Origin of the sequence: Paenibacillus sp. FSL F4-0097 (assembly GCF_038593125.1) — a bacterium.
GTDB classification, from domain to species: domain Bacteria; phylum Bacillota; class Bacilli; order Paenibacillales; family Paenibacillaceae; genus Paenibacillus_AQ; species Paenibacillus_AQ odorifer.
Genome location: NZ_CP151965.1, coordinates 4,627,466 through 4,653,051 on the forward strand (window position 1 = coordinate 4,627,466; position 25,586 = coordinate 4,653,051).

General features: G+C 46.1%; 30 protein-coding genes. All 30 read right to left on the reverse strand.

Annotated features, from left to right (window positions below; translation table 11 throughout):
- Positions 1–63 precede the first annotated feature (63 nt).
- On the reverse strand, positions 64–1,158 hold the full coding sequence (locus tag MHH86_RS20780) for a prephenate dehydrogenase (protein ID WP_036676253.1): 1,095 nt from the start codon (positions 1,156–1,158) through the stop codon (positions 64–66).
- A 46-nt stretch (positions 1,159–1,204) separates the two neighbouring features.
- The gene (gene hisC / locus MHH86_RS20785; RefSeq protein ID WP_076223090.1) at positions 1,205–2,302 is read right to left on the reverse strand and encodes a histidinol-phosphate transaminase; all 1,098 of its coding nucleotides are present in this window, start codon (positions 2,300–2,302) and stop codon (positions 1,205–1,207) included.
- 60 nt (positions 2,303–2,362) lie between these two features.
- Positions 2,363–3,187 carry a tryptophan synthase subunit alpha gene (trpA, locus tag MHH86_RS20790; protein WP_076101465.1) on the reverse strand — a complete coding sequence of 275 codons (825 nt, stop codon included), beginning with the start codon at positions 3,185–3,187 and terminating at the stop codon, positions 2,363–2,365.
- Positions 3,184–4,383 (reverse strand): tryptophan synthase subunit beta, encoded by a 1,200-nt coding sequence (trpB, locus tag MHH86_RS20795; protein WP_036676250.1) that lies wholly within the window; start codon positions 4,381–4,383, stop codon positions 3,184–3,186. Before trpB ends, trpA begins: the two co-directional genes overlap by 4 nt.
- On the reverse strand, positions 4,380–5,057 hold the full coding sequence (locus MHH86_RS20800) for a phosphoribosylanthranilate isomerase (RefSeq protein WP_036676248.1): 678 nt from the start codon (positions 5,055–5,057) through the stop codon (positions 4,380–4,382). The genes trpB and MHH86_RS20800 overlap by 4 nt, the downstream gene beginning before the upstream one ends.
- The gene (gene trpC, locus MHH86_RS20805; protein WP_341031315.1) at positions 5,050–5,880 is read right to left on the reverse strand and encodes an indole-3-glycerol phosphate synthase TrpC; all 831 of its coding nucleotides are present in this window, start codon (positions 5,878–5,880) and stop codon (positions 5,050–5,052) included. The genes MHH86_RS20800 and trpC overlap by 8 nt, the downstream gene beginning before the upstream one ends.
- Positions 5,870–6,910, reverse strand: coding sequence for an anthranilate phosphoribosyltransferase (gene trpD, locus MHH86_RS20810; protein WP_339825220.1), 1,041 nt, complete (start codon positions 6,908–6,910; stop codon positions 5,870–5,872). Before trpD ends, trpC begins: the two co-directional genes overlap by 11 nt.
- Before the next feature lie 41 nt (positions 6,911–6,951).
- Positions 6,952–8,517: an anthranilate synthase component I gene (gene trpE / locus MHH86_RS20815; protein ID WP_036676243.1), complete on the reverse strand. Its 1,566-nt coding sequence runs from the start codon at positions 8,515–8,517 to the stop codon at positions 6,952–6,954.
- A 432-nt stretch (positions 8,518–8,949) separates the two neighbouring features.
- Complete coding sequence (gene aroH, locus MHH86_RS20820; RefSeq protein WP_036676241.1) at positions 8,950–9,324, reverse strand: chorismate mutase; 375 nt, start codon at positions 9,322–9,324, stop codon at positions 8,950–8,952.
- Positions 9,318–10,421, reverse strand: a complete 1,104-nt coding sequence (gene aroB / locus MHH86_RS20825) for a 3-dehydroquinate synthase (RefSeq protein ID WP_339210380.1) — start codon at positions 10,419–10,421, stop codon at positions 9,318–9,320. The genes aroH and aroB overlap by 7 nt, the downstream gene beginning before the upstream one ends.
- A 2-nt stretch (positions 10,422–10,423) precedes the next feature.
- Complete coding sequence (gene aroC, locus MHH86_RS20830) at positions 10,424–11,593, reverse strand: chorismate synthase (RefSeq protein WP_342479413.1); 1,170 nt, start codon at positions 11,591–11,593, stop codon at positions 10,424–10,426.
- A gap of 192 nt (positions 11,594–11,785) precedes the next feature.
- Complete coding sequence (locus MHH86_RS20835; RefSeq protein WP_169744788.1) at positions 11,786–11,947, reverse strand: hypothetical protein; 162 nt, start codon at positions 11,945–11,947, stop codon at positions 11,786–11,788.
- Positions 11,948–12,052: 105 nt separating this feature from the next.
- On the reverse strand, positions 12,053–12,856 hold the full coding sequence (locus MHH86_RS20840) for a protein-glutamate O-methyltransferase CheR (protein ID WP_036676236.1): 804 nt from the start codon (positions 12,854–12,856) through the stop codon (positions 12,053–12,055).
- A 27-nt stretch (positions 12,857–12,883) separates the two neighbouring features.
- Positions 12,884–13,327, reverse strand: a complete 444-nt coding sequence (gene ndk, locus MHH86_RS20845; protein WP_036676234.1) for a nucleoside-diphosphate kinase — start codon at positions 13,325–13,327, stop codon at positions 12,884–12,886.
- A 99-nt stretch (positions 13,328–13,426) separates the two neighbouring features.
- Complete coding sequence (locus tag MHH86_RS20850; RefSeq protein ID WP_036676233.1) at positions 13,427–14,395, reverse strand: polyprenyl synthetase family protein; 969 nt, start codon at positions 14,393–14,395, stop codon at positions 13,427–13,429.
- A complete protein-coding gene (locus MHH86_RS20855; RefSeq protein WP_036676231.1) occupies positions 14,392–15,252 on the reverse strand; it encodes a menaquinone biosynthesis protein in 861 nt (286 codons plus the stop codon). The genes MHH86_RS20850 and MHH86_RS20855 overlap by 4 nt, the downstream gene beginning before the upstream one ends.
- A 4-nt stretch (positions 15,253–15,256) precedes the next feature.
- Positions 15,257–15,859, reverse strand: a complete 603-nt coding sequence (locus tag MHH86_RS20860; RefSeq protein ID WP_036676229.1) for a flavin prenyltransferase UbiX — start codon at positions 15,857–15,859, stop codon at positions 15,257–15,259.
- Positions 15,859–16,731, reverse strand: coding sequence for a UbiA-like polyprenyltransferase (locus MHH86_RS20865; RefSeq protein WP_036676227.1), 873 nt, complete (start codon positions 16,729–16,731; stop codon positions 15,859–15,861). The genes MHH86_RS20860 and MHH86_RS20865 overlap by 1 nt, the downstream gene beginning before the upstream one ends.
- On the reverse strand, positions 16,724–17,476 hold the full coding sequence (locus MHH86_RS20870) for a demethylmenaquinone methyltransferase (protein ID WP_094901689.1): 753 nt from the start codon (positions 17,474–17,476) through the stop codon (positions 16,724–16,726). The genes MHH86_RS20865 and MHH86_RS20870 overlap by 8 nt, the downstream gene beginning before the upstream one ends.
- A 3-nt stretch (positions 17,477–17,479) precedes the next feature.
- On the reverse strand, positions 17,480–18,373 hold the full coding sequence (locus tag MHH86_RS20875) for a heptaprenyl diphosphate synthase component 1 (protein ID WP_235219377.1): 894 nt from the start codon (positions 18,371–18,373) through the stop codon (positions 17,480–17,482).
- A gap of 91 nt (positions 18,374–18,464) precedes the next feature.
- Positions 18,465–19,007, reverse strand: coding sequence for a hypothetical protein (locus tag MHH86_RS20880; protein WP_036676225.1), 543 nt, complete (start codon positions 19,005–19,007; stop codon positions 18,465–18,467).
- A gap of 92 nt (positions 19,008–19,099) precedes the next feature.
- Positions 19,100–19,348: a trp RNA-binding attenuation protein MtrB gene (mtrB, locus tag MHH86_RS20885; RefSeq protein ID WP_051490908.1), complete on the reverse strand. Its 249-nt coding sequence runs from the start codon at positions 19,346–19,348 to the stop codon at positions 19,100–19,102.
- A 115-nt stretch (positions 19,349–19,463) separates the two neighbouring features.
- Positions 19,464–19,736 (reverse strand): HU family DNA-binding protein, encoded by a 273-nt coding sequence (locus tag MHH86_RS20890; protein WP_036676223.1) that lies wholly within the window; start codon positions 19,734–19,736, stop codon positions 19,464–19,466.
- Positions 19,737–20,113: 377 nt separating this feature from the next.
- Positions 20,114–21,592 carry a stage IV sporulation protein A gene (gene spoIVA, locus MHH86_RS20895; RefSeq protein ID WP_036676222.1) on the reverse strand — a complete coding sequence of 493 codons (1,479 nt, stop codon included), beginning with the start codon at positions 21,590–21,592 and terminating at the stop codon, positions 20,114–20,116.
- 436 nt (positions 21,593–22,028) lie between these two features.
- The gene (locus tag MHH86_RS20900; RefSeq protein ID WP_341031313.1) at positions 22,029–22,775 is read right to left on the reverse strand and encodes a hypothetical protein; all 747 of its coding nucleotides are present in this window, start codon (positions 22,773–22,775) and stop codon (positions 22,029–22,031) included.
- 30 nt (positions 22,776–22,805) lie between these two features.
- Positions 22,806–23,174 carry a 2Fe-2S iron-sulfur cluster-binding protein gene (locus MHH86_RS20905; protein ID WP_036676220.1) on the reverse strand — a complete coding sequence of 123 codons (369 nt, stop codon included), beginning with the start codon at positions 23,172–23,174 and terminating at the stop codon, positions 22,806–22,808.
- A gap of 34 nt (positions 23,175–23,208) precedes the next feature.
- Positions 23,209–23,388 (reverse strand): DUF2768 family protein, encoded by a 180-nt coding sequence (locus tag MHH86_RS20910; protein ID WP_036676218.1) that lies wholly within the window; start codon positions 23,386–23,388, stop codon positions 23,209–23,211.
- Between the two features lie 197 nt (positions 23,389–23,585).
- On the reverse strand, positions 23,586–23,861 hold the full coding sequence (locus MHH86_RS20915) for a stage VI sporulation protein F (protein ID WP_038572437.1): 276 nt from the start codon (positions 23,859–23,861) through the stop codon (positions 23,586–23,588).
- Between the two features lie 66 nt (positions 23,862–23,927).
- Positions 23,928–24,968, reverse strand: coding sequence for an NAD(P)H-dependent glycerol-3-phosphate dehydrogenase (locus tag MHH86_RS20920; protein WP_036676214.1), 1,041 nt, complete (start codon positions 24,966–24,968; stop codon positions 23,928–23,930).
- Positions 24,961–25,578, reverse strand: coding sequence for a glycerol-3-phosphate 1-O-acyltransferase PlsY (gene plsY / locus MHH86_RS20925; RefSeq protein ID WP_036676213.1), 618 nt, complete (start codon positions 25,576–25,578; stop codon positions 24,961–24,963). Before plsY ends, MHH86_RS20920 begins: the two co-directional genes overlap by 8 nt.
- Positions 25,579–25,586: the final 8 nt, after the last annotated feature.

Consider the following 25,586-nt stretch of genomic DNA (forward strand, 5'->3'; position numbering starts at 1 on the left):
ACATGAGAATCGCTGTTTTGCTGTTTATTACGATTTGAAAATGAACCTGAGCGAACCTTAATACTACACGTATACCGTATAATCATGATGCTGCAACAGGATCTTCGCCCGCTCCATATCGTTCTCCTGACGGAAAGAGAGACGCATAATCCCCGGAACATCTTCACGGCTTTCGATAATTTGTACGTTGCTAAGGTTAATTCCTTGATCCCCCAGCTCTGTAGCAATACGACCGATAATCCCCGGATGATCGGGTACATCAATATGTAGGTCAAATAAAGGTGCTATCATACCTTTACGCCGTTCAGGCAATTGACTACGGAAGCCATTAGCTTCATGAAATGCCTCTTCAATCCCAACACCATCTTCACTTTCCAGCAAACGAACAAAAGAAGAAACTTCCTCGTTCCAATCCTTCAACAATCGAAGCATCACTGAACGATTGTTTAACAAGATATCACGCCAAATAATTGGATCACTGGACGCAATCCGTGTAATATCCCGAAAGCCCCCTGCAGCTAACGTACTATACAAGGAGTCAGTATCATCATAAGCTTTAATCTGATTTACCAGCGCAACCGCAATAATATGTGGCAAATGACTAATGGCACCTACAATCTCATCATGACGTTCTGGATTAAGGCGTACAATCTGCGCTCTAGTAAGGTGGAGTAAGGACTCCAACGCGTGATAAGCCTCGTCTGGCACTCCCGGTGGAGGCGTTAATACGTAATAGGCATTCTCAAACAACAGCGATGAAGCTGCCTCAACACCTGAACGCTCTGATCCTGCCATAGGGTGACCGCCGATAAAATGTACTCCAGGAATATCCAAAGAGACTGCGCATGCGGCAATACTAGCTTTCGTACTTCCAACATCTGTAATGATGCAGCCGGGCTTGAGCGGCAATTTGCTTAACTGCTGCAAATAATCCTCTAGCATACCCACCGGCACACATAAAAAAATGAAATCGGCATCGATTGCCGCTTCCTCCACAGACAATGTGGCACTATCGACCACACCTCTGCTAATATACTTACTCGCGGATTCAGGACGGTGGGCATGGCCAACGACGGTCAGGCCCTCCTTGCCTTTAAAGCAAAGGGCCAGTGAGCCTCCGATCAGACCGACACCGAATATTGCTATTTTTGTCGTCATGTTCTTTGAACTACCTGCCTTCTTTAGTCTTGACTTGCTGTTATTACTAGGCGCGTACTCCACTCTCTATAAGAGTTTGTTCCAGCGCGGTGATAAAAGCTGTATTCTGCTCAGCCGAGCCCACAGTAACCCGAATATAAGTCGGATAAACCTGATGACCCGCTCTTACGATGATTCCTTTACGCATCAAAGCATCAAAGACCTCTGCAGCAGGCTTACGAACATCTACCATAATGAAGTTACCGTGTGCCGGGAAGGATTCTAGGCCCAGGCGTTTGAATTCACCTTGCAATTGAACAATACCCGCGCTATTAAGACGACGGCATTCCTGCACATAATCTTGGTCATTCAAAGCAGCAAGAGCTGCAGCTTGAGCAATACGAGAGGTATTAAATGGCTCGCGTACCTTGTTGATCAACGAAATGATCTCAGGACTTGCAACACCGTATCCAATACGCAATGCAGCTAAGCCATAAATTTTGGAGAATGTGCGAAGCACAACCAAATTCTTGTAACGAGTCAGTAACTGGATGCCATTGGAGTATGAAAGATCTGTTACATACTCACAGTATGCCTCATCAAGGACAACCATTACATTGGAAGGCACAGCATCCAGGAAAGAAACCAAAGCTTCCTCTGGTACAATCGTACCTGTTGGGTTATTCGGATTACAGATCCAGATAACCTTAGTACGGTCTGTTATACGGGCCAGCATTCCATCCAGATCATGTGTCCCTTTTACAAGTGGCACCTCAATAGATACCGCACTTTCGATGTCTGCGTTACTCTTATACACGGAGAAGGTCTGGTCCGCCATGATGGTCTCATCACCTGGCAAGAAAAAGGCACGAGCAATAAGTGCAATAATCTCATCTGAGCCACAGCCAAAAATAATATTGTCGTTATTCACGCCAAGACGGCTGGAAAGTGCTGAAGTCAATTCAACGGCTGAGCCGTCCGGATAAAGATAAAGATTCTCAAGTTCTGCTAGAATTGCCTCTTTTGCACTCGGTGAAGCTCCATACGGGTTCTCATTGGATGCAAGCTTAATAACCTCACTTAAGCCAAGCTCCTTCTTGACTTCGTCTATAGGTTTCCCTGGTTTGTAGACAGGGAGATTAACTATATTCGGTTTTGGATTCATTGAATAGTCCTCGCTCTCCATAGTTGATTACTCCACTATACACAGGTCAGAATGACACTGTTATGGTCTTTTTAATTGTGCCACAAATTCTCGAATTTGCAACAGCCCCTCATTCCGCGTAGCAGGATGATCGAGCAGCGGAATTACTTCTTCTATTTTGCGGACAATGGCACTCCCTACTACAACACCATCGCAAATCTGAGCAAAACGGGCAACCTGTTCGCCAGTAGAGATCCCAAATCCTACAGCCACTGGCAGATCCGTAGCTTGACGAACGGAAGCAATAAAGGCTTCTACATCCGCATGGAAAGAGGATCTTTCTCCAGTCACCCCTAATGAAGATACACAATAGATAAACCCGCTCGCACCGGATACAATCTTTGCAATACGTTCGCTTGAGGTTGGTGCAACTAAAGGAATGAGGTTGACTCCAACTTCATCACTACGGCGCCGCATCTCCGCTGATTCCTCAACGGGAAGATCCGGGATAATAAGTCCACTAATTTCATGCTTGTTCAGATCAGCAAAAAACGTATCAAGACCCATTTGCAGGATAGGATTGTAATAAGAAAACAAGATAAATGGCAAACTGCTGCCGGCTTCACGAGCCTTTAACGCGGTCTCCATGCAAGTGCGCAGGTGAACTTCACCCCGCAGTGCCCGGGCAGATGCTCGCTGAATTACAGGGCCGTCTGCAAGCGGATCAGAGTAAGGTACTCCCAGCTCCAGAATATCTGCACCTGCTGTCTCCAGTTCAGTAATGATGGCAAGAGTAGTCTCCAAATCTGGATCTCCAACAGTCAGAAAAGGAATCAATGCGGTCCGGTTCTCAGCTTTAAGCTTCCGGAATACCAAATCCATCCGGTTTGTAGTTTGGGTTGTCATTCAGTTCCCTTCCCTTCTGTATACGCCATAATGGATTCTACATCTTTGTCTCCCCGGCCTGACAGGCAGATGACAACAATATCATCCTTAGTAAGGGTTGGACCCATTTTTACAACATGTGCTATCGCATGCGCCGATTCTAACGCTGGAATAATGCCTTCCGTTACGCATAGCAGCTTCAATGCATCTAGCGCCTCTGCATCTGTAATCGGTACATATTTTGCGCGTTCGATATCTTTTAGATAGGAGTGTTCAGGACCCACACCAGGATAATCCAGGCCTGCGGAGATGGAATGTGCTTCTGTTACTTGTCCATGCTCATCCTGCAGGAGATAACTCATCGAACCCTGGAATACGCCATGAGTTCCTTTACTCATTGTTGCCGCATGAAAAGGGGTATCAATGCCTTTACCAGCCGCCTCTACACCAATCATACCGACACTTTCATCCTCAACGAATGGATAGAACATACCGATGGCATTACTGCCACCGCCTACAGCAGCTACGAGCAGATCCGGCAGCCTTCCTTCAGCCTCCAGAATCTGGCGCCGTGTTTCATCCCCAATAACCCGCTGAAAGTTACGGACCATCATCGGATAAGGATGCGGTCCTACAGCTGAACCCAATATATAGAAGGTATCGTCTACATTGCTAACCCAGTAGCGAAGCGCTTCGTTGCCGGCATCTTTTAAAGTGCGCGATCCGGAAGTAACGGGAATCACTTCTGCACCAAGCAGCTTCATCCGGAATACATTAAGGGCCTGGCGGCGCGTATCCTCTTCCCCCATAAACACCTTACATTCCATACCTAGCAGAGCTGCAACTGTAGCTGTGGCTACACCATGTTGACCCGCGCCAGTCTCAGCGATTACCTTCGTTTTTCCCATCATTTTGGCCAAAATCCCTTGACCAATCGCGTTGTTAATCTTATGGGCACCTGTATGATTCAAATCTTCACGCTTCAAATATATTTTAGCTTCTCCCAGATGTTTGCTCAGACGTTCCGCATAATACAGCGGGGTCTCCCGTCCGGAATACTGCTTTAATAGATAATCTATTTCTTCCTGAAAAGCTGGATCTGCCGAAAACTTACGGTAGGCCTCCTCCAACTCAATCAATGCATTCATCAAAGTCTCGGGCACGAAGCGGCCTCCGAATGAACCGAAACGTCCATGCTGGTCCGGTACTTGTATCATGATTGCTTCACCCTTTCCACAAAAGCTGTCATTTTTTGAATATCCTTAATGCCGTCAGTCTCTACTCCACTCGATACGTCTACCCCATACGGGACATAGGTATCAAGCAATTCACCAACATTATCTGAATGAAGCCCTCCAGCCACAAACAAGGGCAAGCCATGTCGTACTGCAATTTCTTGGTACTCAGGTAATTTGTTCCATGCGAAGGTTCGGCCAGAGCCGCCGCTCTGCAATGGATCATAAGTATCTAATAAAACCGCATCTACTGCAGCTGCGTAATCTTCCAAGGTATATTCATTTTCAGCTTTATCCCGCTCTTGATCAGCAACGGACAGTGCCTTCCATACCTGAACCTGTGGATAAGCTTGGCGAACCTGCTGGCAAAAAGCCGGGCTCTCCTGTCCATGGAGCTGAATTACATCTAAATGCACCACAGACAACAATTCGTTCAACTCATCCAGCTCCGGATTAACAAAAACTCCTGCAGCCTTAGGAATTTCACCAGTCTTCCAATTTGGAAGTTCTGCAATCAGTTCGGCAGCACGCTCTATGGATACCTTCCGGCGGCTAGGTGCAAAAACAAATCCGATATAATCTAGTGGTAAGTGTAACATAGATTTTAGCACTTCAACGTCCTGAAGTCCACAGATTTTTACTAATGTCTCAGCCATGCCGGACACGGTCCTTTCCGTTAGGAAGCTCACCGAGCAAACCGTTAACCGCATCCTCTACGTTAGCTTGACGCATTAGATACTCCCCAACGAGCACTCCGTGAGCACCAGTAGTTCTTAGGTAGCCGATGTCTTTTGACCCGGAAATTCCACTTTCGCTGATCACTGGAACACCTTGCGGCACAAGAGCTGCCAGCTCGGCTGTTGTCTCCAAAGAGGTCTCGAAGGTACGTAGATTACGGTTATTAATTCCTAGCAGGACGTTAGGTTGGGTTATCTTTTCTGTGCTCAGTACAACCGCCAGTTCATTTCGGTCATGCACCTCAATCAAGATATCCAATCCAAGCCCTGAAGCTATATCTATAAAATGAGACAGTTGTGCCGGTGTCAAAATAGCGACGATCAACAACAAGGCATCCGCTCCGAGAAGACGTGCTTCGTAGATTTGCTTCTCATCGATAATAAAATCTTTGCGAAGCAGCGGCAGATTTACAGCTTCCTTCACTTGCTGCAGATAAGCTGCGCTGCCCTGGAAATATTCTGTGTCCGTCAGAACAGATAAACAATCAGCGCCTCCAGCTTCATATCCTTTTGCAATGGAAACAGGATCAAAATCTTCACGGATCAACCCTTTGGAAGGAGAAGCCTTCTTCACCTCAGCGATCAAGCCCATATCTCTGTTCTTCCCTTGGGTCAGAGCCTTACGAAAGCCTCTTGTTGCCGGAAGAAGCGCAATATCACGCTCTGCTTGTGCCAACGAAAAGTTTTTACTGAGCAATTCAACCTCTTTAATCTTAGTCGCGACAATTTTATCAAGATACATAATTAAGTTCCTCCGTCATAGCTACAAGCTGATTAAGCTTGGATAATGCCTTGCCTGAATCCACTACATCTTTTGCTCTCTCTACGCCTCCGGCCATGGTATCTGCCAGACCAGCAACATATATACAGGCTCCGGCGTTAGCAAGAACGATATCGCGATAAGGATTAATCTGCCCTTGAAGGACCGAGGTAATAATCGCTGCATTTTCAGCTGCATCTCCACCCAGCACAGCTTCCAGTGGATGTCTGTTAAGACCTAATGCCTCTGGCGTTACCTCATACGTGGTTACGATGCCCTCTTTTAGCTCAGACACTAATGTAGGGGCCGAGATGCTGATTTCATCCAGACCATCCAAGCTGCTGACAACCATCGCACGCTTGGACCCCAGCTCCTTCAGTACATTAGCCACCGTCTCTGTCTTATTCCGATCATAAATCCCCAGCAGCTGACGGTCAGCACCCGCGGGATTCGTAAGCGGACCAAGCATATTAAAAATCGTCCGCACTCCAAGCTCTTTACGCGGTGCCGCCGCATGCCGCATCGAAGGATGATAGATTTGCGCGAATAAAAAACAAATGCCGATTCGATCCAAGCATTCCCGAGCCTGATCCGCATTCAGATGAATGTTGACGCCCAAAGCTTCAAGTACATCTGCACTTCCTGCTCTACCGGAAGCTGAGCGGTTGCCATGTTTGGCAACTCGTACAGAAGCCGCTGATGAAATAATCGCTGAGGCGGTAGAAATATTAAACTTATGGATGCCGGAACCGCCCGTACCACATGTATCTAGCAGACGCGCTTTTTCAGTAAGGACAGGTGTGCCGAAACCTCTCATGGCTTCCGCAAACCCCGTAATTTCCTCCACGGTCTCTCCCTTAATCCGTAAAGCGGTCAGCAGTGATCCGATTTGCGCCTGAGAAGCCTCTCCCAGCATGATTGCACCCATTATATCCCGTGCTTCTCCACGTGTCAGACTTTTGCCTTCGATTAGTCCAGCGATTCCTGATTGTATCAATTTTGTTGCATCCATAATGTTCATCCTCCCAGCCTTAATGTAATCTTTTATATTAATCAAACCACCTGTTCAGGGGTATATGTGTACATGTAATCTTGATTGATGACTTGTTTCTCTTTTATCTCGGGTGGGAACATAGCCTCTGCCATACGAATAGCTTTTAGCATGCCCTTCGCTTTATTCACCGTCTCTTCATACTCTTTCTCCGGAACCGAGTCCCAAACGATACCCGCCCCAGCCTGCACATATGCTCTGCCCTTACGGAAGATAATTGTACGGATGGTGATACAAGAATCCATATTTCCCGAGAATCCCAAATATCCAATCGCCCCCGCATAAGCACCACGGGCTTCTCGCTCCAATTCAGCAATAATCTCCATTGCCCGTAGCTTAGGTGCTCCTGAGACAGTACCGGCTGGCAGACAGGAGAGAAAGGCATCAAAGAAATCTTTATCCTCGCTAAGCGTGCCTGACACATTCGATACCATATGCATGACATGAGAGTATCTTTCAATTTCCATAAAGGAATCGCATTTTACAGAACCGAATTTGGACACTCTTCCTAGATCATTACGACCTAGATCAACTAGCATCAAATGCTCTGCACGTTCTTTTTCATCCTCCAGCAGCTCCGCGGCGTAAGCACGATCCGAAGCTTCACTTTCACCTCTTGGTCTTGTTCCGGCAATCGGCCGTGTCTCCACACGGTTTCCATCTACCTTTACGAGCGCTTCCGGTGAGGTTCCAACAATAATCTCTTCATCCATTTTCAAATAATACATATATGGAGATGGGTTAAGCGTCCTGAGCATCCGGTATACATGCAGTGGAGAAACCTCCGTTTCAATATGCAGGCGCTGCGACAACACCACTTGAAAAATATCGCCAGCCCGAATGTATTCCTTCGCTTGTTCTACGTTGTTGATATATTGTTCTTTAGTCAGGTTGGAATGAATCTCACCCAGCTCAATATCCTGCGGAATGCTGCGGCGGTTCACATTTTCCTTTGGCCCTTCCTTTTGCAGCTCTTCGGCCATATCCTCAAGCTTACGACTTAAGCTTTCGTAATTGGATTTGATATCTGAGTCCGTATCACCGTCTTTAACATGCAGGTTGCCAACTAGGAGAATTTGTTGTTTCACATGATCAAAAACAATGATGCGATCACAGAACATAAACCGGATATCATCCATTTGGAGATCATCTACTGGATGCTCAGGCAGCTTCTCATAATATTGCAGCAGATCATATCCAAAAAATCCGATAGCTCCTCCAGTAAATGGCGGCATCTCATCCAGCTTAGGGCTACGGTATGAACGAAGCAGTGCTTTAAGCTCCTCAATCGGCTTTCCATGCAGCTGTTTTTTCTTACCGTCGATCTCTACGTTAATTGCACCCTTTTTTCCCGATATCATTAAAAAGGGATCGCTGCCGATGAACGAGTACCGGGCCCATTGTTTGCCGCCCTCTACACTTTCTAGTAAGAACGCGCGGTCACGTTCAGCAAAACGTTGGAATAACCGGATAGGTGTTTCCATATCAGCCAGCAGCCGCTTCACAACAGGAATCAGATTATAATCCTGCGACAGCTTTACCACCTCTTGAACACTCGGATTCGTCATTTTTAGATGCCCCCTTAGTTATATAAATCTTTCCGAAAAACAGAAAAACCCTCTACCAAAGTAGAGGGTTTGTGTAAGTAAGTATATGTTTTTGAGCAATGATCAGCATCGTTATGTTGTGCCTACAGACTTATCTCTAAATAAGATACATCACGGATGTGAAATAACACTCCAGTACATATCAAAATAAAGACTCTGCGTACACAAAAACTGCTAATCAGGCATAAACGTCTTCAGCGTCCTTATAAGGACGGTAAGCGTATATGCGTGAAATATAAGAATGTATAGAACAAAGCTTATACTTTCTTATATTCGCAAAAATTTCTTGCACTCTGCTCAACTATACTCATCTCAACTCAACTAAACTCTTCTATACTCGGCTAATTACACTATACATGATGACAAGGGTCATTGACAACCCACAACTCAAATTTAAGACTTACTCTGCGACAAATCCGGACGAAGCTTCTGAGCTTCATTCAGATATACATGGCGGATCTCACGCTGTGATTTATCCGTATTAAACTGCACCATTAACCGGATACACATCGGCAGACTGCCTTTAACAGGGATCTCCGTTGAACACATAAGTGGCACCATTTCCCAGCCCTCAATCTCACGAATGGCTCTTGCCGGAAAAGTAGCATCCAGATCATTGGTCATCGTAATCCATACATTGCTAATATCCTCAGCTATAACATCATTACGTTCTACGATCTCCCGCAGCAGCACAACGGTTTCACGCAAAATCTCTGTTTCTTCGTTATTAATCACGGTAGTTGCTCCGCGAATCCCTCGATTTACCACGGTTTCCCCTCCTTTTTAAGCTCTGCGAGAACCTCTCGCACAAGCGATTCCTGTACATCGTTTACAATGCTTACGGCTCCTATGGCATCAGGCACAATAAAAGTCATTCTGCCTTCTTTGAATTTCTTATCATGCATCATTGCTTCCATTAGCTCCTCTTCATCATATTCAGAAGGAAGCTGTATAGGCAATGAAAGTGCAGATAACATAGATACTGTATCCTCATAAATGGATCGATCATGTCCAAGCTTTACAGCCAGCAGCGCCGAACCCGCCATACCAATCGCAATCGCTTCACCGTGCAAAAATACGCCATATCCGCCAACCGCTTCAATAGCATGTCCGATCGTATGTCCTAAATTCAGAATCGCCCGAAGTCCATGCTCACGTTCATCGTTCGCTACGACATGAGCCTTGATTGCACAACCGCGCTCAAGGGCATAGCCGAGTGCTTCAGCATTCAGAGCAAGCAGCTCATCAGCATGTTCACGGCACCAATATGCGAATTCTTTGTCCATAATCAGACCATGCTTCACTACTTCAGCCAGGCCAGAAGAGACTTGGCGTGGCGGAAGCGTGCGAAGGGTATCCAAATCGTAAAGCACCAGCGAAGGTTGATAGAACGCACCAACCATATTTTTGGCTAGTGGATGATTGACAGCCACTTTGCCGCCTACGCTGCTGTCATGGGCTAGAATCGTCGTTGGAATTTGTAGAAATCCTATTCCGCGCATGTAGGTAGCTGCTACAAAACCAGCTAAATCACCAACAACCCCGCCACCTAAAGCCAACACAGCTGAGTTGCGATCCAGTCCCGCTTGAATCGCGGTCGTCATAACCTCTTCATACACGGTTAATGATTTGGATGCTTCCCCTGCCGGCATAATATGGCTGACTACGGTATAGCCTTGCTGACGTAGAGCTTCTTCAAGCGACGGTAAATACAGTGGAGCTACTTCACTATCACTCACAACCAGTAGTGGGCTGCGAGTGGACAGTCCAGCCTCAGCACAGTACTGGCCAATGTTCTGCAGCAGACCACTACCGATGTGAATTGGATAAGAACGATCTCCTAAATCTACATTGATCGTACGCATGATTAATAACTCTCCAATTGTGCAAGATAGTTTTCATAGTTCGCTTTAATTTCTTCGAGAGAATCCCCGCCGAATTTATCAAGAAAAGCTTTGGCAACTTCCCATGCCACTACGCTTTCCAGAACCACACATGCCGCTGGAACTGCACATGCATCCGAACGTTCTACTTGAGCTGTAAAAGGTTCTTTCGTATCGATATCTACACTTTGAAGTGGCTTATACAAGGTAGGAATAGGCTTCATAACACCACGAACCACTATCGGCATACCATTCGTCATCCCGCCTTCAAAACCGCCTAAACGATTGCTTGCGCGATAGTATCCTTTAGAAGCTTCATACATAATTTCATCATGGACTTGCGATCCACGCAATTTACCTGCTTCAAACCCAATGCCGATTTCAACGCCTTTGAAGGCATTAATCGACATCACTGCCCCAGCGATCGCCCCGTCCAGCTTCCGGTCTGACTGTACATAGCTGCCAAGTCCGATGGGCAGTCCTTCGACGATACATTCAACGATTCCACCGATGGAGTCGCCCTCTTCCTTGATCTGATCTATGTAAGCCTCCATTTTCTGTTCCGTTTCTTTGTCGACAACTCTGACAGAGGACTGTTCTGTGCGTTCAATCAGCTCATCGATAGGCAGATCATTTGCAGGCGCTTCAATTTCACCAATACGAATGACTTGGCCTGCTACTTTCACACCAAAAGCTGCCAGCAGCTGTCTGGCTACAGCGCCACATGCAACTCTGGCTGCTGTTTCGCGGGCACTGGAGCGCTCCAGAACATTGCGAAGATCCGTATGATTGTACTTCAATCCACCATTCAAATCTGCATGTCCAGGACGCGGCCGATTTACCCGGCGTTTTTCTTCATCACTGCCTGGAATAGGTTCAATAATCATTATGTTCTTCCAGTGAGTCCAATCCTTGTTCTCTACTACCAAGGCTACCGGAGCACCTGTAGTATAGCCGTGACGTACTCCACCGACTATTTGTGCCGTATCTTTCTCAATCTGCATGCGGCGTCCACGTCCGTATCCCTTTTGTCGACGATGCAATTGAAAGTTAAGCTCTTCAAAATCCAAAGTTAAATTACTTGGCAATCCCTCAATAATAGCCGTTAGCTGGGGGCCGTGCGTTTCCCCCGCTGTTAAATAGCGTAAACTCATGATGTCTTCCCCCTTTTATACTTTTAAACTGTAAACCGCTAAAATCCTATGATCTTTGCTCATTATAGTATAGGGAATCCGCTTTGACAAGAAAGGGCTCTCCCTAGAAACACTCTATGTATATCGAAATAAAAAGCGCCATCCATACCCTTAAGAGTATGAATGGCGCTCCTCGGCTGGGTCCTCAGCTTGTTAGCTGCCGAGCCGCTGACTTGGTGGAGGGAATGTAGACTTACGCTCTTCCAGCTGCAGAAGGCGCTCCAATTGCATTTCTTCCACACCGAGAATTTGCCCGCACTCACGAACGGTGATAAAGCCTCGTTTGTACGCGGCAATGACCTTGCTTTTGTCCATCGGTTTAACTTTCCTTTCACTTAGCGTACAAATTCTACTATCCAGTATCACTGAACTTTTGCGAAAGTATACCTTTGAAGTTAATGGCGAAGGAGCAAAAAATATTTATTTTTTACGATAGAAAAAAGTTTCCGTCGATTCAAAACCGTATTGAGCCGGTGTAAAGATTTGCTCTGTGCTGCCCACAAACAAATAACCACCCGGACGTAAGCTAGCCGAAAACTTATGATAGAGCTTGTTCTTCGCCTCTTCAGTAAAATAGATCATTACATTGCGACAAATAATAAGATCAAAACCTTCGTCGAACTTGTCCAAGAGCAGATTCTGTTTGCGGAAATCTATGTTTTTCTTAAGTGAATCGCTGACCTTGAAAACAGGGCCTTCCGGTGTAAAGTAACGTGCTGCCACGTCTTTCGGCACATCCTTTAAAGAACGTTCCAAATAAAGACCTTGCTTTGCTTTGGATAAAGCGCCATCATCAATGTCAGTGGCAAGAATGCCTGTCTGCGCCAATATGTTCTTGTCCGACAAAATCATAGCCAGCGTGTAAGGCTCTTCGCCAGTGGAACACGCCGCGCTCCACAGCTTTAATTTGCGGCCCGACTGCTGGAGGTCAGGTAGGATAATATCCCGCAAAACTTCCCAGCGATTCGGATTCCGCCAGAACTCAGAGACATTGATCGTCATTCGATCTAAAAATTCATAAAATAAGTCCTTATTTTTCATCATCGCTGCAAAAAAATCACTGAAGGTATGATACCCATTCTTCATCCGAAGAGTCGTCAAACGCCGCTTCATCTGCGCTTCTTTATATTGAGCCAGATCAATTCCGGTGCTTTGTTTAACGTTGTGAATAAATCCGCTATAATCCGGATCTGTTGTTAATGCTGCAACATTACGATCAGACATGTTAATCCCCTGCCTCCCACCTGGACCTTACATCCAGACTGCGATGTCTTTGTTATACTGATTCAGTTCATCTGGAGCAAAGAAATTAGCAATTTCCCGTTCTGCACTTTCAGGCGAGTCTGATCCATGAATTAGATTAAGTGGTGTATGGCTGGCAAAGTCGCCACGAATCGTGCCTGGCAGAGCTTCTCCAACTTTTGTCTTGCCTATGAGTGTCCGGGATAACGTTACAACATCATCGCCTTCCCATACCATTGCAAACACTGGACCTGAAGTGATGAAAGAGACCAGCTCCGAAAAAAAGTCTTTGCCTGCATGCTCAGCATAATGTCTTTTCGCTTGATCCTCACTAACTGTAATCAGCTTAGCAGCGACCAATTTAAACCCCTTATCCTCAAAGCGGGTAACAATACGCCCTATTAATCCACGTTGAACTCCATCAGGCTTGACCATCAGATACGTCTTTTCCATAGAAGCACTCTCCATTTTCCCATTTGAAGGGTTGTTTTGACGCTATCTTAACAGAAACATTGCTTTCTGGAAACGTTTAATTTCAATCTCACCAGAAGATCAATAACTTCTTCCTGTTATAAAATAAGCAATATCACGCAGATTGCGCTTAGTCTTATTATTAGGCAATTGTTCCAGCGCCGCCAGCGCCTTGTCAATATAACGTGAAGCGAGCTCCTCAGAGCGGGCGATTCCGTCTCCGGAAAGTATAAGATCAATCGCACGTCCTACCGTGCTATGGCCCTCACGTATAGACTTCAGCTCCTCAAGCAATGACTCGCGCAGCCGCTCATCCTCAAGACTATAAATCACTGGAAGTGTAATGTTTCCTTGACGCATATCACTGCCCGGAGGTTTACCGATCTGTTTCTCTGTGCCTGAGAGATCCAGTAAATCATCACGAATCTGGAACGCCATACCCACGTTATATCCATAATTATAAAGCAGGCGAGCTACTTCTGGATCTGCCTCAGCAGCAAGTGCGCCGAGTTGGCAGCTAACTGCAATCAGCAGGGCTGTTTTGCGGCGGATACGCCGTAGATAATGACGTACACTTTGCTCACTGTTGAAAAAGTCACGAATCTGCTCCATCTCTCCGATCGACATTTCGATCATCGCCTTAGACAGAATTTGATGAATTCGTGGATTCTTCAGCTCCGTAGTCATAACCAGCGCTTTTGCATATATGTAGTCACCAGTGTACATGGCAATTTTATCGCCCCATTTTGCTTTCACGGTGAGTTCACCACGGCGCAATTCTGCATCGTCGATCACATCATCATGGACCAGTGAAGCGCTATGGATCAACTCTAACGGTATCGCCACCCGTTTCAGCTTTTCCAGATCATACTTACCGAATTTCCCGCCCATCAGGACAAATACGGGACGTAATCTTTTGCCGCCTGCCTTTAATAAATGCAGGGAGGTTTCTGTAAGCAGATCGTCATCCCCCTGTACACTACGGTACAGCTCTTTTTCAATCTGATCCATATCTCTGTTCAGTAATCCGAATATTTGCAGTCGTTTCATTCTTTCACCCGTGTCAACAGTTTATGGCTCCAAATCTCCATCTTCACTTCCTGCGGCAGCAGGCCCATCTCATAGGCATAGCGGAAATAGAGGTTCAAACCTTGCTGCTGCCTTTCTCCAAAATCATAACATAAATTGCGGAAGTACCCTTCCCAATAAGACTTTGTTCCTCCAATGTTAGAACAAGCTGCTTGTACAATAGGATCTAAATCTCTCAATCCCCGCATTTTACTCTCGGCAAAAGCCTCTGCAATCTCAGAAATAGCCTCCGGTTTGTCCTCAGCAGCCTTTCGGTTCACTGCCCAGACCGCAAAGGTCATCCCTAAGCCCGTCCATTTCTTCCAAACCTCAGCTAGATCTGTAACGATATAACCTTGATCCTGCCATGAGGCTTTAATAGCATTATCACCAATTAATAAGCAGGCATCCGCTTCATGCATCATGGCATCCAAATCAGGATTAGCGCTAATATATTCCGGTTTATTGCCAAAAGCTTTTTCCATTAAAATTTTCAGCAAATTTACCGAGGTTGCAGAAGTATTCGTAACAGCAATCTTACCGCTACCAATCTGAGCAAATGGCACCCTGGAAAAAAGGAATATTGATCTCACAGGACCGTCCGCGCTAACCGATAAATCAGGTAGTAGTAATAATTTGTCACTGGCCTCAGCATAAGCAAAAGAGGATAAAGCACCTACATGAATAGTTCCACGGCTCATCCCCTGATTAAGAATGGCAGGTACCTCACTCACCATCTCTGCAGGATATTTTAATGCAGAGGGATGAAAATTGTGAAATACCGGCCATGAGTTGGTATAGCTGATTTTGCCGATGATGGTGTGGCTGTTATTGTCCATCCTTTCAATCCCCCCATCTTCGAAATAAATTGTGTTCAATATTAAAGCTGTCAAGCACTTTGCCCACCATGAAATTAATCAGATCATCCATACTTTGCGGCCCGAAATAAAAAGCCGGCATTGCGGGAATCATCCGAACTCCCAGACGGGACAGCTTCAACATATTCTCTAGATGAATGGCATGCAGTGGAGTCTCACGAGGAACAAGCACCAGTGGGCGTCCTTCCTTGAGCATAACGTCAGCAGCACGTGTCATCAGATTATCAGAGGTCCCATTCGCTACCGCGGACAATGTTCCCATAGAGCAAGGCATAATAATCATCCCTTCCACACGAAACGAACCACTTGCAATGGATGCGCCGATATCCGCAACAGGATGATAAAGCAGAGAACCGGGATAGCCTTTGAACCTTTCGTTCAAAAAGCCCTCCCGGTCTGATGCGATATAGCCAAGTTCTTCTTTAAATACGCGCCAGCCCGCATTGCTAACTACCAAATGCACGGAGTAGCCTAGTGACAGCAAGGTTTCAGTTAGACGAACACCATATATCGCACCGCTTGCTCCTGTAATTCCAACCACGATGTTTTTCGGTTTAGTAAGCGTCATTAGTAGAACTGCACCACCAAGTCAATCAAAGTGAAAGAGAACACTACGATGCTCAATACGCCGTTCATAGTGAAAAAAGCAGTCTGCAGACGGCTCAGGTCACTCGGAGATACAATGTAATGCTCATAAAAGAGAATAATATATGCGATGATCATGCCTGCTACATACCACCAGCTTAAATCCGTCATAAACAGCAACGATACGAATCCAATCGCCGTGAGAATGTGAAATACGCGGGCAATAATGAGTGCACCTTGAACCCCGAACCGAACCGGAATGGACTTCAAGCCCTCTTTTAGATCAAACTCAACATCCTGACAAGAATAAATTACATCAAAACCTGCAGTCCAAAACACAATAGTGAAGTAAAATACCATTGAAGTCCAATTCACGCTACCGGTCACAGCTACCCAACCGCCTAAAGGTGCAAGCGCAATGGTCAGACCGAGGATAAGATGGCAAGCCCATGTAAAGCGCTTCGTAAATGAATAAATAACAAGAAGGAAAACTGCGATTGGCAAGAGCTTGGCCGACAAAGGATTCAGCTTAAAGGCTGCCCAAAAGAGTAAGAAAAACGAAATGCCGATAAAAATGACGACTTCACCGATCTTCAATAATCCTGCAGGAATAGCCCTTCCCGCTGTGCGAGGATTCTTAGCATCACTTATCCGGTCAATCAGTCGATTCAGCCCCATAGCAGCGCTCCGTGCCCCAAACATAGCCACTACGATCCAACCAATCTGGCTCCAGGAAGGTAGCGTGCCAGACATGACAACGGAACCAAGTAAAGCGCCCATAAAAGCAAAAGGTAAAGCAAATACCGTATGTTCAAACTTGATCATTTGTAAAAAGATACCGATTTTCTTAAACATTCCCGTTCTCCTTGAGCCCAATATGTAATGCCGCGATGCCTCCGGTCAAGGGGAAGGATTCCACTTTTTGCAGTCCGGTTTCACGGAAAATAGCAGCTAATTGCTCCCGGTCAGGGAACAGCGCCAGCGATTCTGGCAGCCATTTGTATTGCTCATACCTTTTAGCGAATAACTTGCCCAGCAATGGAAGTACACGCTGAAAATAAAAGAAATAGATACCTTTAAACGGTTGTTTCATCGGCTTGGAAAGCTCCAGGCAGACCACCATTCCTCCGGGTTTTACCACGCGTTTCATCTCGTTCAGCACTTGAACAAGATCCGGTACGTTGCGGAGTCCAAAACCAATCGTTGCATAATCGAATGCGTTGTCTTCAAAAGGCAACTCCATAGCATTGCCCTGTACGAGAGAGATCCGGTCCTGAAGCTTGCGCTCCTCCACCTTACGGCGCCCCACTTCAAGCATGCCAGCACTAAAGTCAAGTCCTATCACATTCCCTGTCTGTGTGGCTTCTGCCAAGGCAATGCTCCAATCGCAAGTGCCGCAGCATAAGTCTACAGCTGAATCCCCGCGCTTCATGCCCATCTTCTTCATCGTGAACTTGCGCCAAGCCTTATGGCGGCGAAAGCTTAAGATATCATTCATCAAATCATATTTACCTGCAATACTCTCAAACACCGAGTGCACAAACTGTTCCTTCGGCTTGCTGTTATCACCCACAGCAGTTGTAGTTTTGTCCATAGTCATCCACTAACCCTCCACGGCTGCTTGTCCTGAGACTTTCATCTGCAGGAGAATACGATCCAGCGCTATCTCAAGCTCTCTAAGCAGGCTTTCGTCTTTAACGCTTTGTAATAGTCCCTGAATCGACTGAATCGACTGATGGAGCTTGTCCGTCAGCAGAGAATCACATTTATATTTCATCTTCAGCATCTTCCAGTCCTTCTGATCAAGGTTCTGGTCTTGAAGCTGTTTGCGTTCTTCCTCTGTCGCTGACTCCAGCATCTTCCAGTAGCAATAACCATTGCTAGCATTCTCAAGGTTATCACAACGCTGAAGCTCTATGGCAACAGTTTCGCACTGACTGAATTCTGTCAATAACTTCTCCCACAACTCCACTAAGGAATTCTCGATCATGGGCGTAAAAGAAAGGAACAGCCGCATATTGAGCTGTACCATGTGCCGCAAGTATTGTTCAGCCGAAAGACGGATTCCTCTCATCTTCACATAGAGGTTCGCTTTCAAGACATTGAAATCAGCAATCGCCTTACTCAAGATTCCAACCATCTCAATTTGATCACTCTTTGCAAGCAGATGGTAAAACCAGCTACTGAAATAATCGCCAGCCAATACCTTTAATTGACGGGAACGCATAGGATCTCCACCGCGTCTATCATTCGAGCGGTCAATTACCTCATGTGTATCTAGTCCAAGTTGAATAAGTGCTGTTACGAGCGTATACAACTCACCAGCATTTCCTTTAACAGAAGATCCATGGTTTAGAAAAATATATAACAAATGACCCCGGCCATCAGAAAACGGTGGCAAATCCGTATGCTTCTGAATCATGTCGTAGTCGGTGTAGGGTTTTGCCAGTTGCGGTATGCAGTACGGTTTCATTTCAGCCTCCGAAGCCATTGACATTAATAATAATTCCTTTGTTCACAATCTTGTCTATTATATCACATGTTTTTTTGTCACGCACTGTGGTACGACTGAGTTTCTTTTATTCTTCTCAAGGATAAATGAACTGCTTCTTCCAGAGCTCAGTCTCACTAATACGGAAGCCCGTCTTGAGTCGCTCGGATATGGGGAGATTACCCGCAGACTGAAGTTCATTCTGGAGTTCAGCCGACCACTCCGTGCGTCTGATATCCCCTGCTAGCAGCAGCCGGCGGCTATCCAGCCATTTATCCATGACCACGATGCGCAGCAAAAGCTGATCCACATTCGAGGTTTCTTGAAAAGCAAAAGAAATAGCCTGCGCCATATTTCGATAAAGCTCCTGGGGTTCATGATCATTTCCGCTCACTTTTAAATCCAGTGACAGAACGTGATCCTCCCAGCCTACGCTATCAATGGATAAGGTCAATGGAAGTGCGCCAAGAACATCAACAAGATTATCATTGTCTAGCACTGTGTTATGGCCGCCAGTAAAAGTCTCTACTGCACCATTGCGTTGCTGTAAGGTAGAATCCATATCTGCCACTTTGGGCAATATTACAGCAGAGGTTGCAGTCAAGAGTAATACGGCTCCGACCCACCAGACCTTGTTCATGAACACGCCTCCTTATCCATAATTCCCACTCTTAGCTAATACGATCATTTATCTTTACTATATTTTGAAAAAAAGCAGGCTATGCCTGCTTTTCAGCTTTCACTTTCCAATTGTCCGTGCTTTGTCCATATTTCAGCCTTACCGCGAATCTTCATCGCTGAGGTATGATCAGTAAACTGGGCAATCAATACCTCGCCCTTATCCAGCTTCTCTGTATGATGAAAACGTGTATCTGTACCTCTGGTTAGCCCAATGACCTGAACGCCATTATCTTTAGCTTTAACCACAATATAGTCGCTGCCCGTTGGAAGCGGAGTAGTACCCGTATTTTTATCCATCATCACTCATCCTCCTCTAAACCTATTATACAGTTCATAGTATTTCAAAAAACAAATGCCGCCTTGGAGGGCGGCATAGTTGTTCTTAAAAGACTATGGGATAGGTATGTAGAAATCTTTATTTGATTCCGTCTTTCAGCGCCTTACCGGGTTTGAATGCCGGTACCTTGCTTGCAGGAATTTCGATTTCTTCACCAGTTTGCGGGTTACGGCCTTTACGTGCAGAACGCTCACGCACTTCAAAGTTTCCGAATCCAACCAGTTGTACTTTATCACCGCTTTGCAGTGCTTCTGTAATTGCTTCGAAAACCGCATCTACAGCTTTAGTAGCATCCTTCTTGGGAAGTTCAGTTGCTTCTGTAACTACATTGATCAAATCTGATTTATTCATGTTTTCTCACCTCCCTGAGTAAATTCTCCGGTATCATACACTGTTTCCGTTTCAACGTAAAATATACGTGATAATCCCGTTTAAAACTTAACTTTGGCGCCCTTAGACCTTGAAGCGCAACAAACTTATAGTAATACAGCCCATCCATAAATTCAAGCTGTTACTCAAAAAAGGAGCAGGAATTATCATCTATCCGTGCATATTTATCTAAATTCGATCTAATTTGTTAGACCTATAGGAGCAGTTTAGGTCTTTATTTCATCAGAATAATTGAGTCAGATTCACCGTTATTATAGGAACTAGGAATCAAGTTTTAGGATATATACAAATAAAAAGAGCAGGATTTCTCCCACTCTTTGAATTTATTTATATTCAGCTTAGAGAATAATTGCAATAAGTCCGCCGGAACCCTCGTTAATAATGCGGCCAAGCGTTTCTTGCAGCTTGTAGCGTGCATTATCCGGCATCATAGCTATCTTGCCTTGAATGCCTTCTCTAACAATGGAGTGCAGGGAGCGGCCAAAAATATCGGATTCCCAAATCTTAATAGGATCATTCTCAAAGTCCTGCATCAGATAACGAACCAGCTCTTCGCTTTGCTTTTCCGTTCCGATGATTGGCGAGAATTCAGACTCCACATCCACCCGAATCATATGAATGGACGGTGCAGTAGCCTTTAAGCGAACCCCGAAGCGAGAGCCCTGACGTATCAGTTCTGGCTCGTCGAGCGCCATTTCGGCTAAGGATGGAGCCGCGATACCATAACCTGTAGTCTTGACCATTTCCAATGCTTCTGAGAATCGGTCGTATTCTCGTTTCGCATGCGAGAACTCCTGCATAAGCTGGAGCAAATGATCTTTACCGCGGATCTCAACCCCGACCACTTCCATCAGAACTTGATCGTACAGCTCTTCTGGAGCATACAGGTCGATCTCTGCTACGCCCTGACCCATGTTCATACCACTTAGGCCAGCTTTATCAATAAAGTCATATTCGGTGAACTGAGATACGAGGCGGTCAACATCCCGCAAGCGGCGAATGTCTTTTACCGTATCGCGAACGGAGTTCTCATAACTACTACGCAGCCAGTGGTTTTCTCCAAGCACCATAACCCAGCTTGGCAGGTTTACATTTACTTCATGCACTGGGAATTCATAAAGCACTTCCCGCAGCACACCAGTTACGTCATCTTCGCTCATGTTTGCGGCGCTTAGCGTCATAACTGGGATATCGTATTTGATGGCTAGCTCGTTACGGAGCTGCTGCGCTTCCTCACTGCGTGGCCGGGTGGAGTTAATGACAAGCACAAATGGCTTACCCACTTCCTTCAGCTCTGCAATGACGCGCTCTTCAGAGTCCACGTACGAGTTCCGCGGAATTTCTGCAATCGTACCATCTGTTGTTACCACTACACCTAGCGTTGAATGCTCCTGAATAACCTTACGTGTCCCGATTTCTGCCGCTTCCTGAAAAGGAATAGGCTCTTCAAACCAAGGTGTAGAGATCATTCGTGGTCCATTTTCATCCTCGTAGCCTTTTGCACCTTCTACAGCGTAACCCACACAGTCTACCAGACGAACATTAACCTCAAGCCCTTCCGCAACCTTGATTTGGACTGCGTTGTTAGGCACAAACTTCGGTTCTGTCGTCATAATCGTTTTGCCTGCTGCGCTTTGCGGAAGCTCATCCACAGCTCTTACTCGATCAGCCTCATTCGTGATGTTTGGCAGGACAATTGTTTCCATGAAGCGCTTGATAAATGTCGATTTCCCCGTGCGAACCGCGCCGACGACGCCAAGATAAATGTCTCCGCCGGTACGCTCGGCAATGTCCTTGAAAATATCCACTTTTTCCAAAAGAGATCCCCTCCTCATATTACTCCGAAGAAAAAATGCCTGAAGAGCATCGACTTCGCGTTCCGCCGGTAATCTGACCCTTGCAGGACATCAACCGGACTTATCGTATGCCCGCCCGAAGCCTAGCTGCTTTCGACCGGGACGTACTTGCCCCGCGCTAAACTCCGAATGCTCGGACATGCATTTGGACTAGTATCATCATATGTATCCGGAACGAATTTATGACCCGTATTCGCGCATTTCCCAATGTAATTTCAAAAAAGTTAAGTCTGCGCGCCGCAAGGCGTCTGACGCCCGGAAGCTTACTCATCCATCTTATGAGCTAGGATTCTTTGATAGAACTATTTTTAGTGGATGCTGAGATTAAAAGGTTATAAACAAAAAACGCCTAATGCCCCGGATAAAACCGAAGCTTAGACGCTTTTAAACTATAACTCTAACTTGGAGGCTGTGGGATCGGCTGATTATTAATCCATAGATACGGCAAAGACTTTACGGGAACGTAATATGAAGCTTCCTCCAGATCCAGTCGCAAGTCCTGATTCTTGTCGCGCTCTCCACCCTTCTTATCGACGGCAGCCATGATATCAAAAACATAATCTACGTAGACAGTTCCATCCTTATCCATGATAAAGTCAAGAACTTGACCGGAATAGACACTAGTTAACGTTATAGAGCTTGTACCCGCCTGCTTATGATCAATAGTATACAATCCGGGGTATAGCTCATCAAGCACAGGCAGGTTGCCGCCATGAGCTGATTTATAGCGGTTAACCTGTCGTTGCACGTCATTCACCTTTTGAACCGTAACAAGGTCCATCACCTTCACCACAGGATCAATTTCCTCATTCAAAATAAGAAAATAAGCACTTCCACCCTGCTCAAAAGCGGTAGCCGGTATATCATCCAAATATCCCTTATTATTCAGCTTCCCCAAGTCGATACGAAACTTCTCATACCTTGGAGTAGTTTCATCCGCATTAAGAATGGGCAGTACCCCTTCCTCCTGTTGATAATCATCAACGGCTGCTTGTATCCGTTTAACACTTTCCCGATAATTAACACTAGCCCGCTTCTCTTCACCTGGGTATAGACAGCCCGAAAGCGTAAGCGCGAGCGATACCATCCCTAGCAAAATCTTGGCCTCTGCCTTCAGTTTCATTTTATATCCTATAAACTCCAACCGAGTCCCTCCCACGGTGACATTCTTACGCTACCACAGCTCATCTTCTTCCCCACGCCGCGCTGCTTCAAGCTTACGGCGCACCGCAGCCTTCAGTGGATCTTCCGGCACCTGAACGGTTACGTCGCTCCATACGGCAGCCTGACAGGCCAAACGCGTTCCTTCTTCTAAGGCCGATCCAAGCTTACGCCGCTCAATATCACCGGGAGGCCTTACTGCAGCAGCCTCTTCCTTCGCGACTGTAACCTTGCACATCAGACAGCCTGCTTTGCCTCCGCATCTAGTTGTTATTGGCACTCCTGCTTTACGAGCAGCCTCTAATAACGAAATGCCACGGTTCACAACAGCTTTACGGCCTTCTGGTTGAAATACAACGGTAACTCCTTTTTGAGATTTCATGATGTTACTTCCTTCCTCAACACTATGTAATTGCTTACATAATTGAAACAACTCCGCCCAATAGGCCCACTAACATGATGACAAAAGCAAGTATAGACAGTACAGCCTTAAGCAAGCCCTTGGTTTTGCTCCGAGCAAAAGTTATAAGAAATACTGATAATCCCATAATCAGCATCGCAATCAGGGATAACCACATTTTTGTCATCGGATCCATGGTCAAAGCCCCCATTCGCCTGTAATTTATTAGGGACTATTATATCATGACCTTATCCTTTTCTGTAAAAAAACATCATTTTTTATGTATTATTTTAAATAAACTACGCTTCGTGAAAATTATCAGGAATATAAAAAAAAGCAAAAGACGACGGAATCATTCATTGATCCGTTTTCTTTTGCTCACCCAACATAAAGCTATTTTTTAAGCATCATTTTCATTAAAGACTCCATTGTGCTGGAACCTGCGCCGCCTTTTTTAACGGCATTGATAATCTCCTGCACAGTAGCTTCACTGACCGGCACTTTCGCCATTGATGACACCTGCTTAATTAACTGGCGGAGCTGGGCTTCATTCTGCGTAGTTCCTGGCTTTACCGTACTGGCTAGCTTTTTGACGGCACTTTCCGTAATGTTCTTGCCCGCCTTTTTGTTAATGGCGTTCAATGCATCCTTGGAAAAATCTCTGCTCACTTTTCATCCCTCCTCCGTCAATCCCCATTACAACATATGAGAATTTGCGGAAAAAGGTGAACAGGATCAGGAATGCCACTGCTCCCAAGTTTCCTGGGAGATCGACTCAAGCTCAGGTTTACGATCACGACCCATCAAGGCTTCAACTGCACTGCGTGGGCTTCTTCCTTGAAAGAGCACATGATAAATCTGATCCGTAATCGGCATCTGCACACCCAGTTTGAGCGAAATTGCATAAGCTGCTTCGGTAGTACGAATACCTTCGACTACCATCCCCATGGATTCCAGCACCTCGGCCAGCGGCTTACCTTGACCAAGCATGGACCCAGCGCGCCAGTTACGGCTGTGCTGACTAGTAGCTGTCACAACAAGATCGCCAATTCCGGCAAGGCCGGCAAAGGTCAAAGGATTGGCTCCAAGCTCAACTCCCACCCGAGAGATCTCAGCGAGTCCACGGGTTAAAAGCGCTGCTTTAGCATTGTCCCCATATCCAAGGCCATCGGATAGGCCTGCACCAAGGGCAATAATATTCTTAAGAGCACCGGCAAGCTCTACCCCAACCTGATCACGATTCGTATATACACGGAAATCGTTGTTGATGAACAATTCCTGCGCTTCGGCGCTACGCTTGTCATCAGGTGAAGCAACTACAACTGTTGTAGGGCACAGACGTACAACTTCCTCTGCATGACTTGGACCGGAGAGCACAACGATCTGCCCTTCGTCACAGCCCAGTTCCTCTGCAATTACGATAGACATCCGCTTATTGCTTTCCGACTCAAAGCCCTTCGTAGCATGGACACATAACATGTCATCCTTCCAGAATGGCTTCAGACTGCGAGCAACCTGCCGCATTCCTGAAGACGGAGCCACAATTACAACCGCCTTAGAACCGGACACTGCCGTTTCCATATCCGTAGTTGCAATAATGTTAGCTGGCAGAGCGATGCCAGGTAGATACTTATTATTCGTATGAGAGCCATTGATCTCGGCAGCTTGATCAGAGTTGCGTGTCCACAGATAAACTTCCGAGTGGTTTGCAGCCAGCACACTAGCCAGCGCAGTTCCCCAGCTCCCCGCTACAAGTACGGTAACTTTATCAGACAACACGATTCCCTCCTTTAACTTTTGAGCCTATCTTGTTCTCACGGCCTTCTACGATCTTTACAATATTCGTCCGGTGCCGCCAGAAGGCGAAGACCGCAATAATAATACTGGTCCAGAGCACAGGTTGTGTAAATCCTGTCAACAATAAAGCCACTGGTGTCAGTGCTACAAAAATTAATGAGCCAAGGGACACGTAACGTGTGATAAAGATAGACAGGATGGCGATGATACCGGCGAGCAGCGCTGGCCATAAACAAAGCGTAGCCATAACACCGATCGTAGTAGCAATGCCTTTCCCCCCACGAAAACGAAAATAGAGCGGCCAATTATGTCCGATGATGGCAGCGATTCCGCAAAGAGCCGGAACCCAGGTTCCCCATCCGCCGACCCAGGTTCCTAACCATACAGCGGCAACCCCTTTCAGCACATCCAGCAACAGCACTAATATTGCAGGACCTTTACCCAATACACGCAGTGTATTGGTAGCCCCCGCATTTCCGCTTCCGTATTGACGGATATCAATTCCCTTTAGCAACTTTGCAAGCAGTACACTAAAGCTGACAGAACCAAGCAAATAGCTTACAACGATAACCAGAAGTTCAAGCGCCACACTTCTTC

What these genes read in the sequence shown, in the direction of transcription:
- MHH86_RS20780 (WP_036676253.1), bottom strand. Translation starts at nt 1,158, where the DNA reads ATGACGACAAAAATAGCAATATTCGGTGTCGGTCTGATCGGAGGCTCA.
- hisC (WP_076223090.1), bottom strand. Translation starts at nt 2,302, where the DNA reads ATGAATCCAAAACCGAATATAGTTAATCTCCCTGTCTACAAACCAGGG.
- trpA (WP_076101465.1), bottom strand. Translation starts at nt 3,187, where the DNA reads ATGACAACCCAAACTACAAACCGGATGGATTTGGTATTCCGGAAGCTT.
- trpB (WP_036676250.1), bottom strand. Translation starts at nt 4,383, where the DNA reads ATGATACAAGTACCGGACCAGCATGGACGTTTCGGTTCATTCGGAGGC.
- MHH86_RS20800 (WP_036676248.1), bottom strand. Translation starts at nt 5,057, where the DNA reads ATGGCTGAGACATTAGTAAAAATCTGTGGACTTCAGGACGTTGAAGTG.
- trpC (WP_341031315.1), bottom strand. Translation starts at nt 5,880, where the DNA reads ATGTATCTTGATAAAATTGTCGCGACTAAGATTAAAGAGGTTGAATTG.
- trpD (WP_339825220.1), bottom strand. Translation starts at nt 6,910, where the DNA reads ATGGATGCAACAAAATTGATACAATCAGGAATCGCTGGACTAATCGAA.
- trpE (WP_036676243.1), bottom strand. Translation starts at nt 8,517, where the DNA reads ATGACGAATCCGAGTGTTCAAGAGGTGGTAAAGCTGTCGCAGGATTAT.
- aroB (WP_339210380.1), bottom strand. Translation starts at nt 10,421, where the DNA reads ATGCGTACGATCAATGTAGATTTAGGAGATCGTTCTTATCCAATTCAC.
- aroC (WP_342479413.1), bottom strand. Translation starts at nt 11,593, where the DNA reads ATGAGTTTACGCTATTTAACAGCGGGGGAAACGCACGGCCCCCAGCTA.
- MHH86_RS20835 (WP_169744788.1), bottom strand. Translation starts at nt 11,947, where the DNA reads ATGGACAAAAGCAAGGTCATTGCCGCGTACAAACGAGGCTTTATCACC.
- MHH86_RS20840 (WP_036676236.1), bottom strand. Translation starts at nt 12,856, where the DNA reads ATGTCTGATCGTAATGTTGCAGCATTAACAACAGATCCGGATTATAGC.
- ndk (WP_036676234.1), bottom strand. Translation starts at nt 13,327, where the DNA reads ATGGAAAAGACGTATCTGATGGTCAAGCCTGATGGAGTTCAACGTGGA.
- MHH86_RS20850 (WP_036676233.1), bottom strand. Translation starts at nt 14,395, where the DNA reads ATGAAACGACTGCAAATATTCGGATTACTGAACAGAGATATGGATCAG.
- MHH86_RS20855 (WP_036676231.1), bottom strand. Translation starts at nt 15,252, where the DNA reads ATGGACAATAACAGCCACACCATCATCGGCAAAATCAGCTATACCAAC.
- MHH86_RS20860 (WP_036676229.1), bottom strand. Translation starts at nt 15,859, where the DNA reads ATGACGCTTACTAAACCGAAAAACATCGTGGTTGGAATTACAGGAGCA.
- MHH86_RS20865 (WP_036676227.1), bottom strand. Translation starts at nt 16,731, where the DNA reads ATGTTTAAGAAAATCGGTATCTTTTTACAAATGATCAAGTTTGAACAT.
- MHH86_RS20870 (WP_094901689.1), bottom strand. Translation starts at nt 17,476, where the DNA reads ATGACTATGGACAAAACTACAACTGCTGTGGGTGATAACAGCAAGCCG.
- MHH86_RS20875 (WP_235219377.1), bottom strand. Translation starts at nt 18,373, where the DNA reads ATGTCAATGGCTTCGGAGGCTGAAATGAAACCGTACTGCATACCGCAA.
- MHH86_RS20880 (WP_036676225.1), bottom strand. Translation starts at nt 19,007, where the DNA reads ATGAACAAGGTCTGGTGGGTCGGAGCCGTATTACTCTTGACTGCAACC.
- mtrB (WP_051490908.1), bottom strand. Translation starts at nt 19,348, where the DNA reads ATGATGGATAAAAATACGGGTACTACTCCGCTTCCAACGGGCAGCGAC.
- MHH86_RS20890 (WP_036676223.1), bottom strand. Translation starts at nt 19,736, where the DNA reads ATGAATAAATCAGATTTGATCAATGTAGTTACAGAAGCAACTGAACTT.
- MHH86_RS20905 (WP_036676220.1), bottom strand. Translation starts at nt 23,174, where the DNA reads ATGAAATCTCAAAAAGGAGTTACCGTTGTATTTCAACCAGAAGGCCGT.
- MHH86_RS20910 (WP_036676218.1), bottom strand. Translation starts at nt 23,388, where the DNA reads ATGGATCCGATGACAAAAATGTGGTTATCCCTGATTGCGATGCTGATT.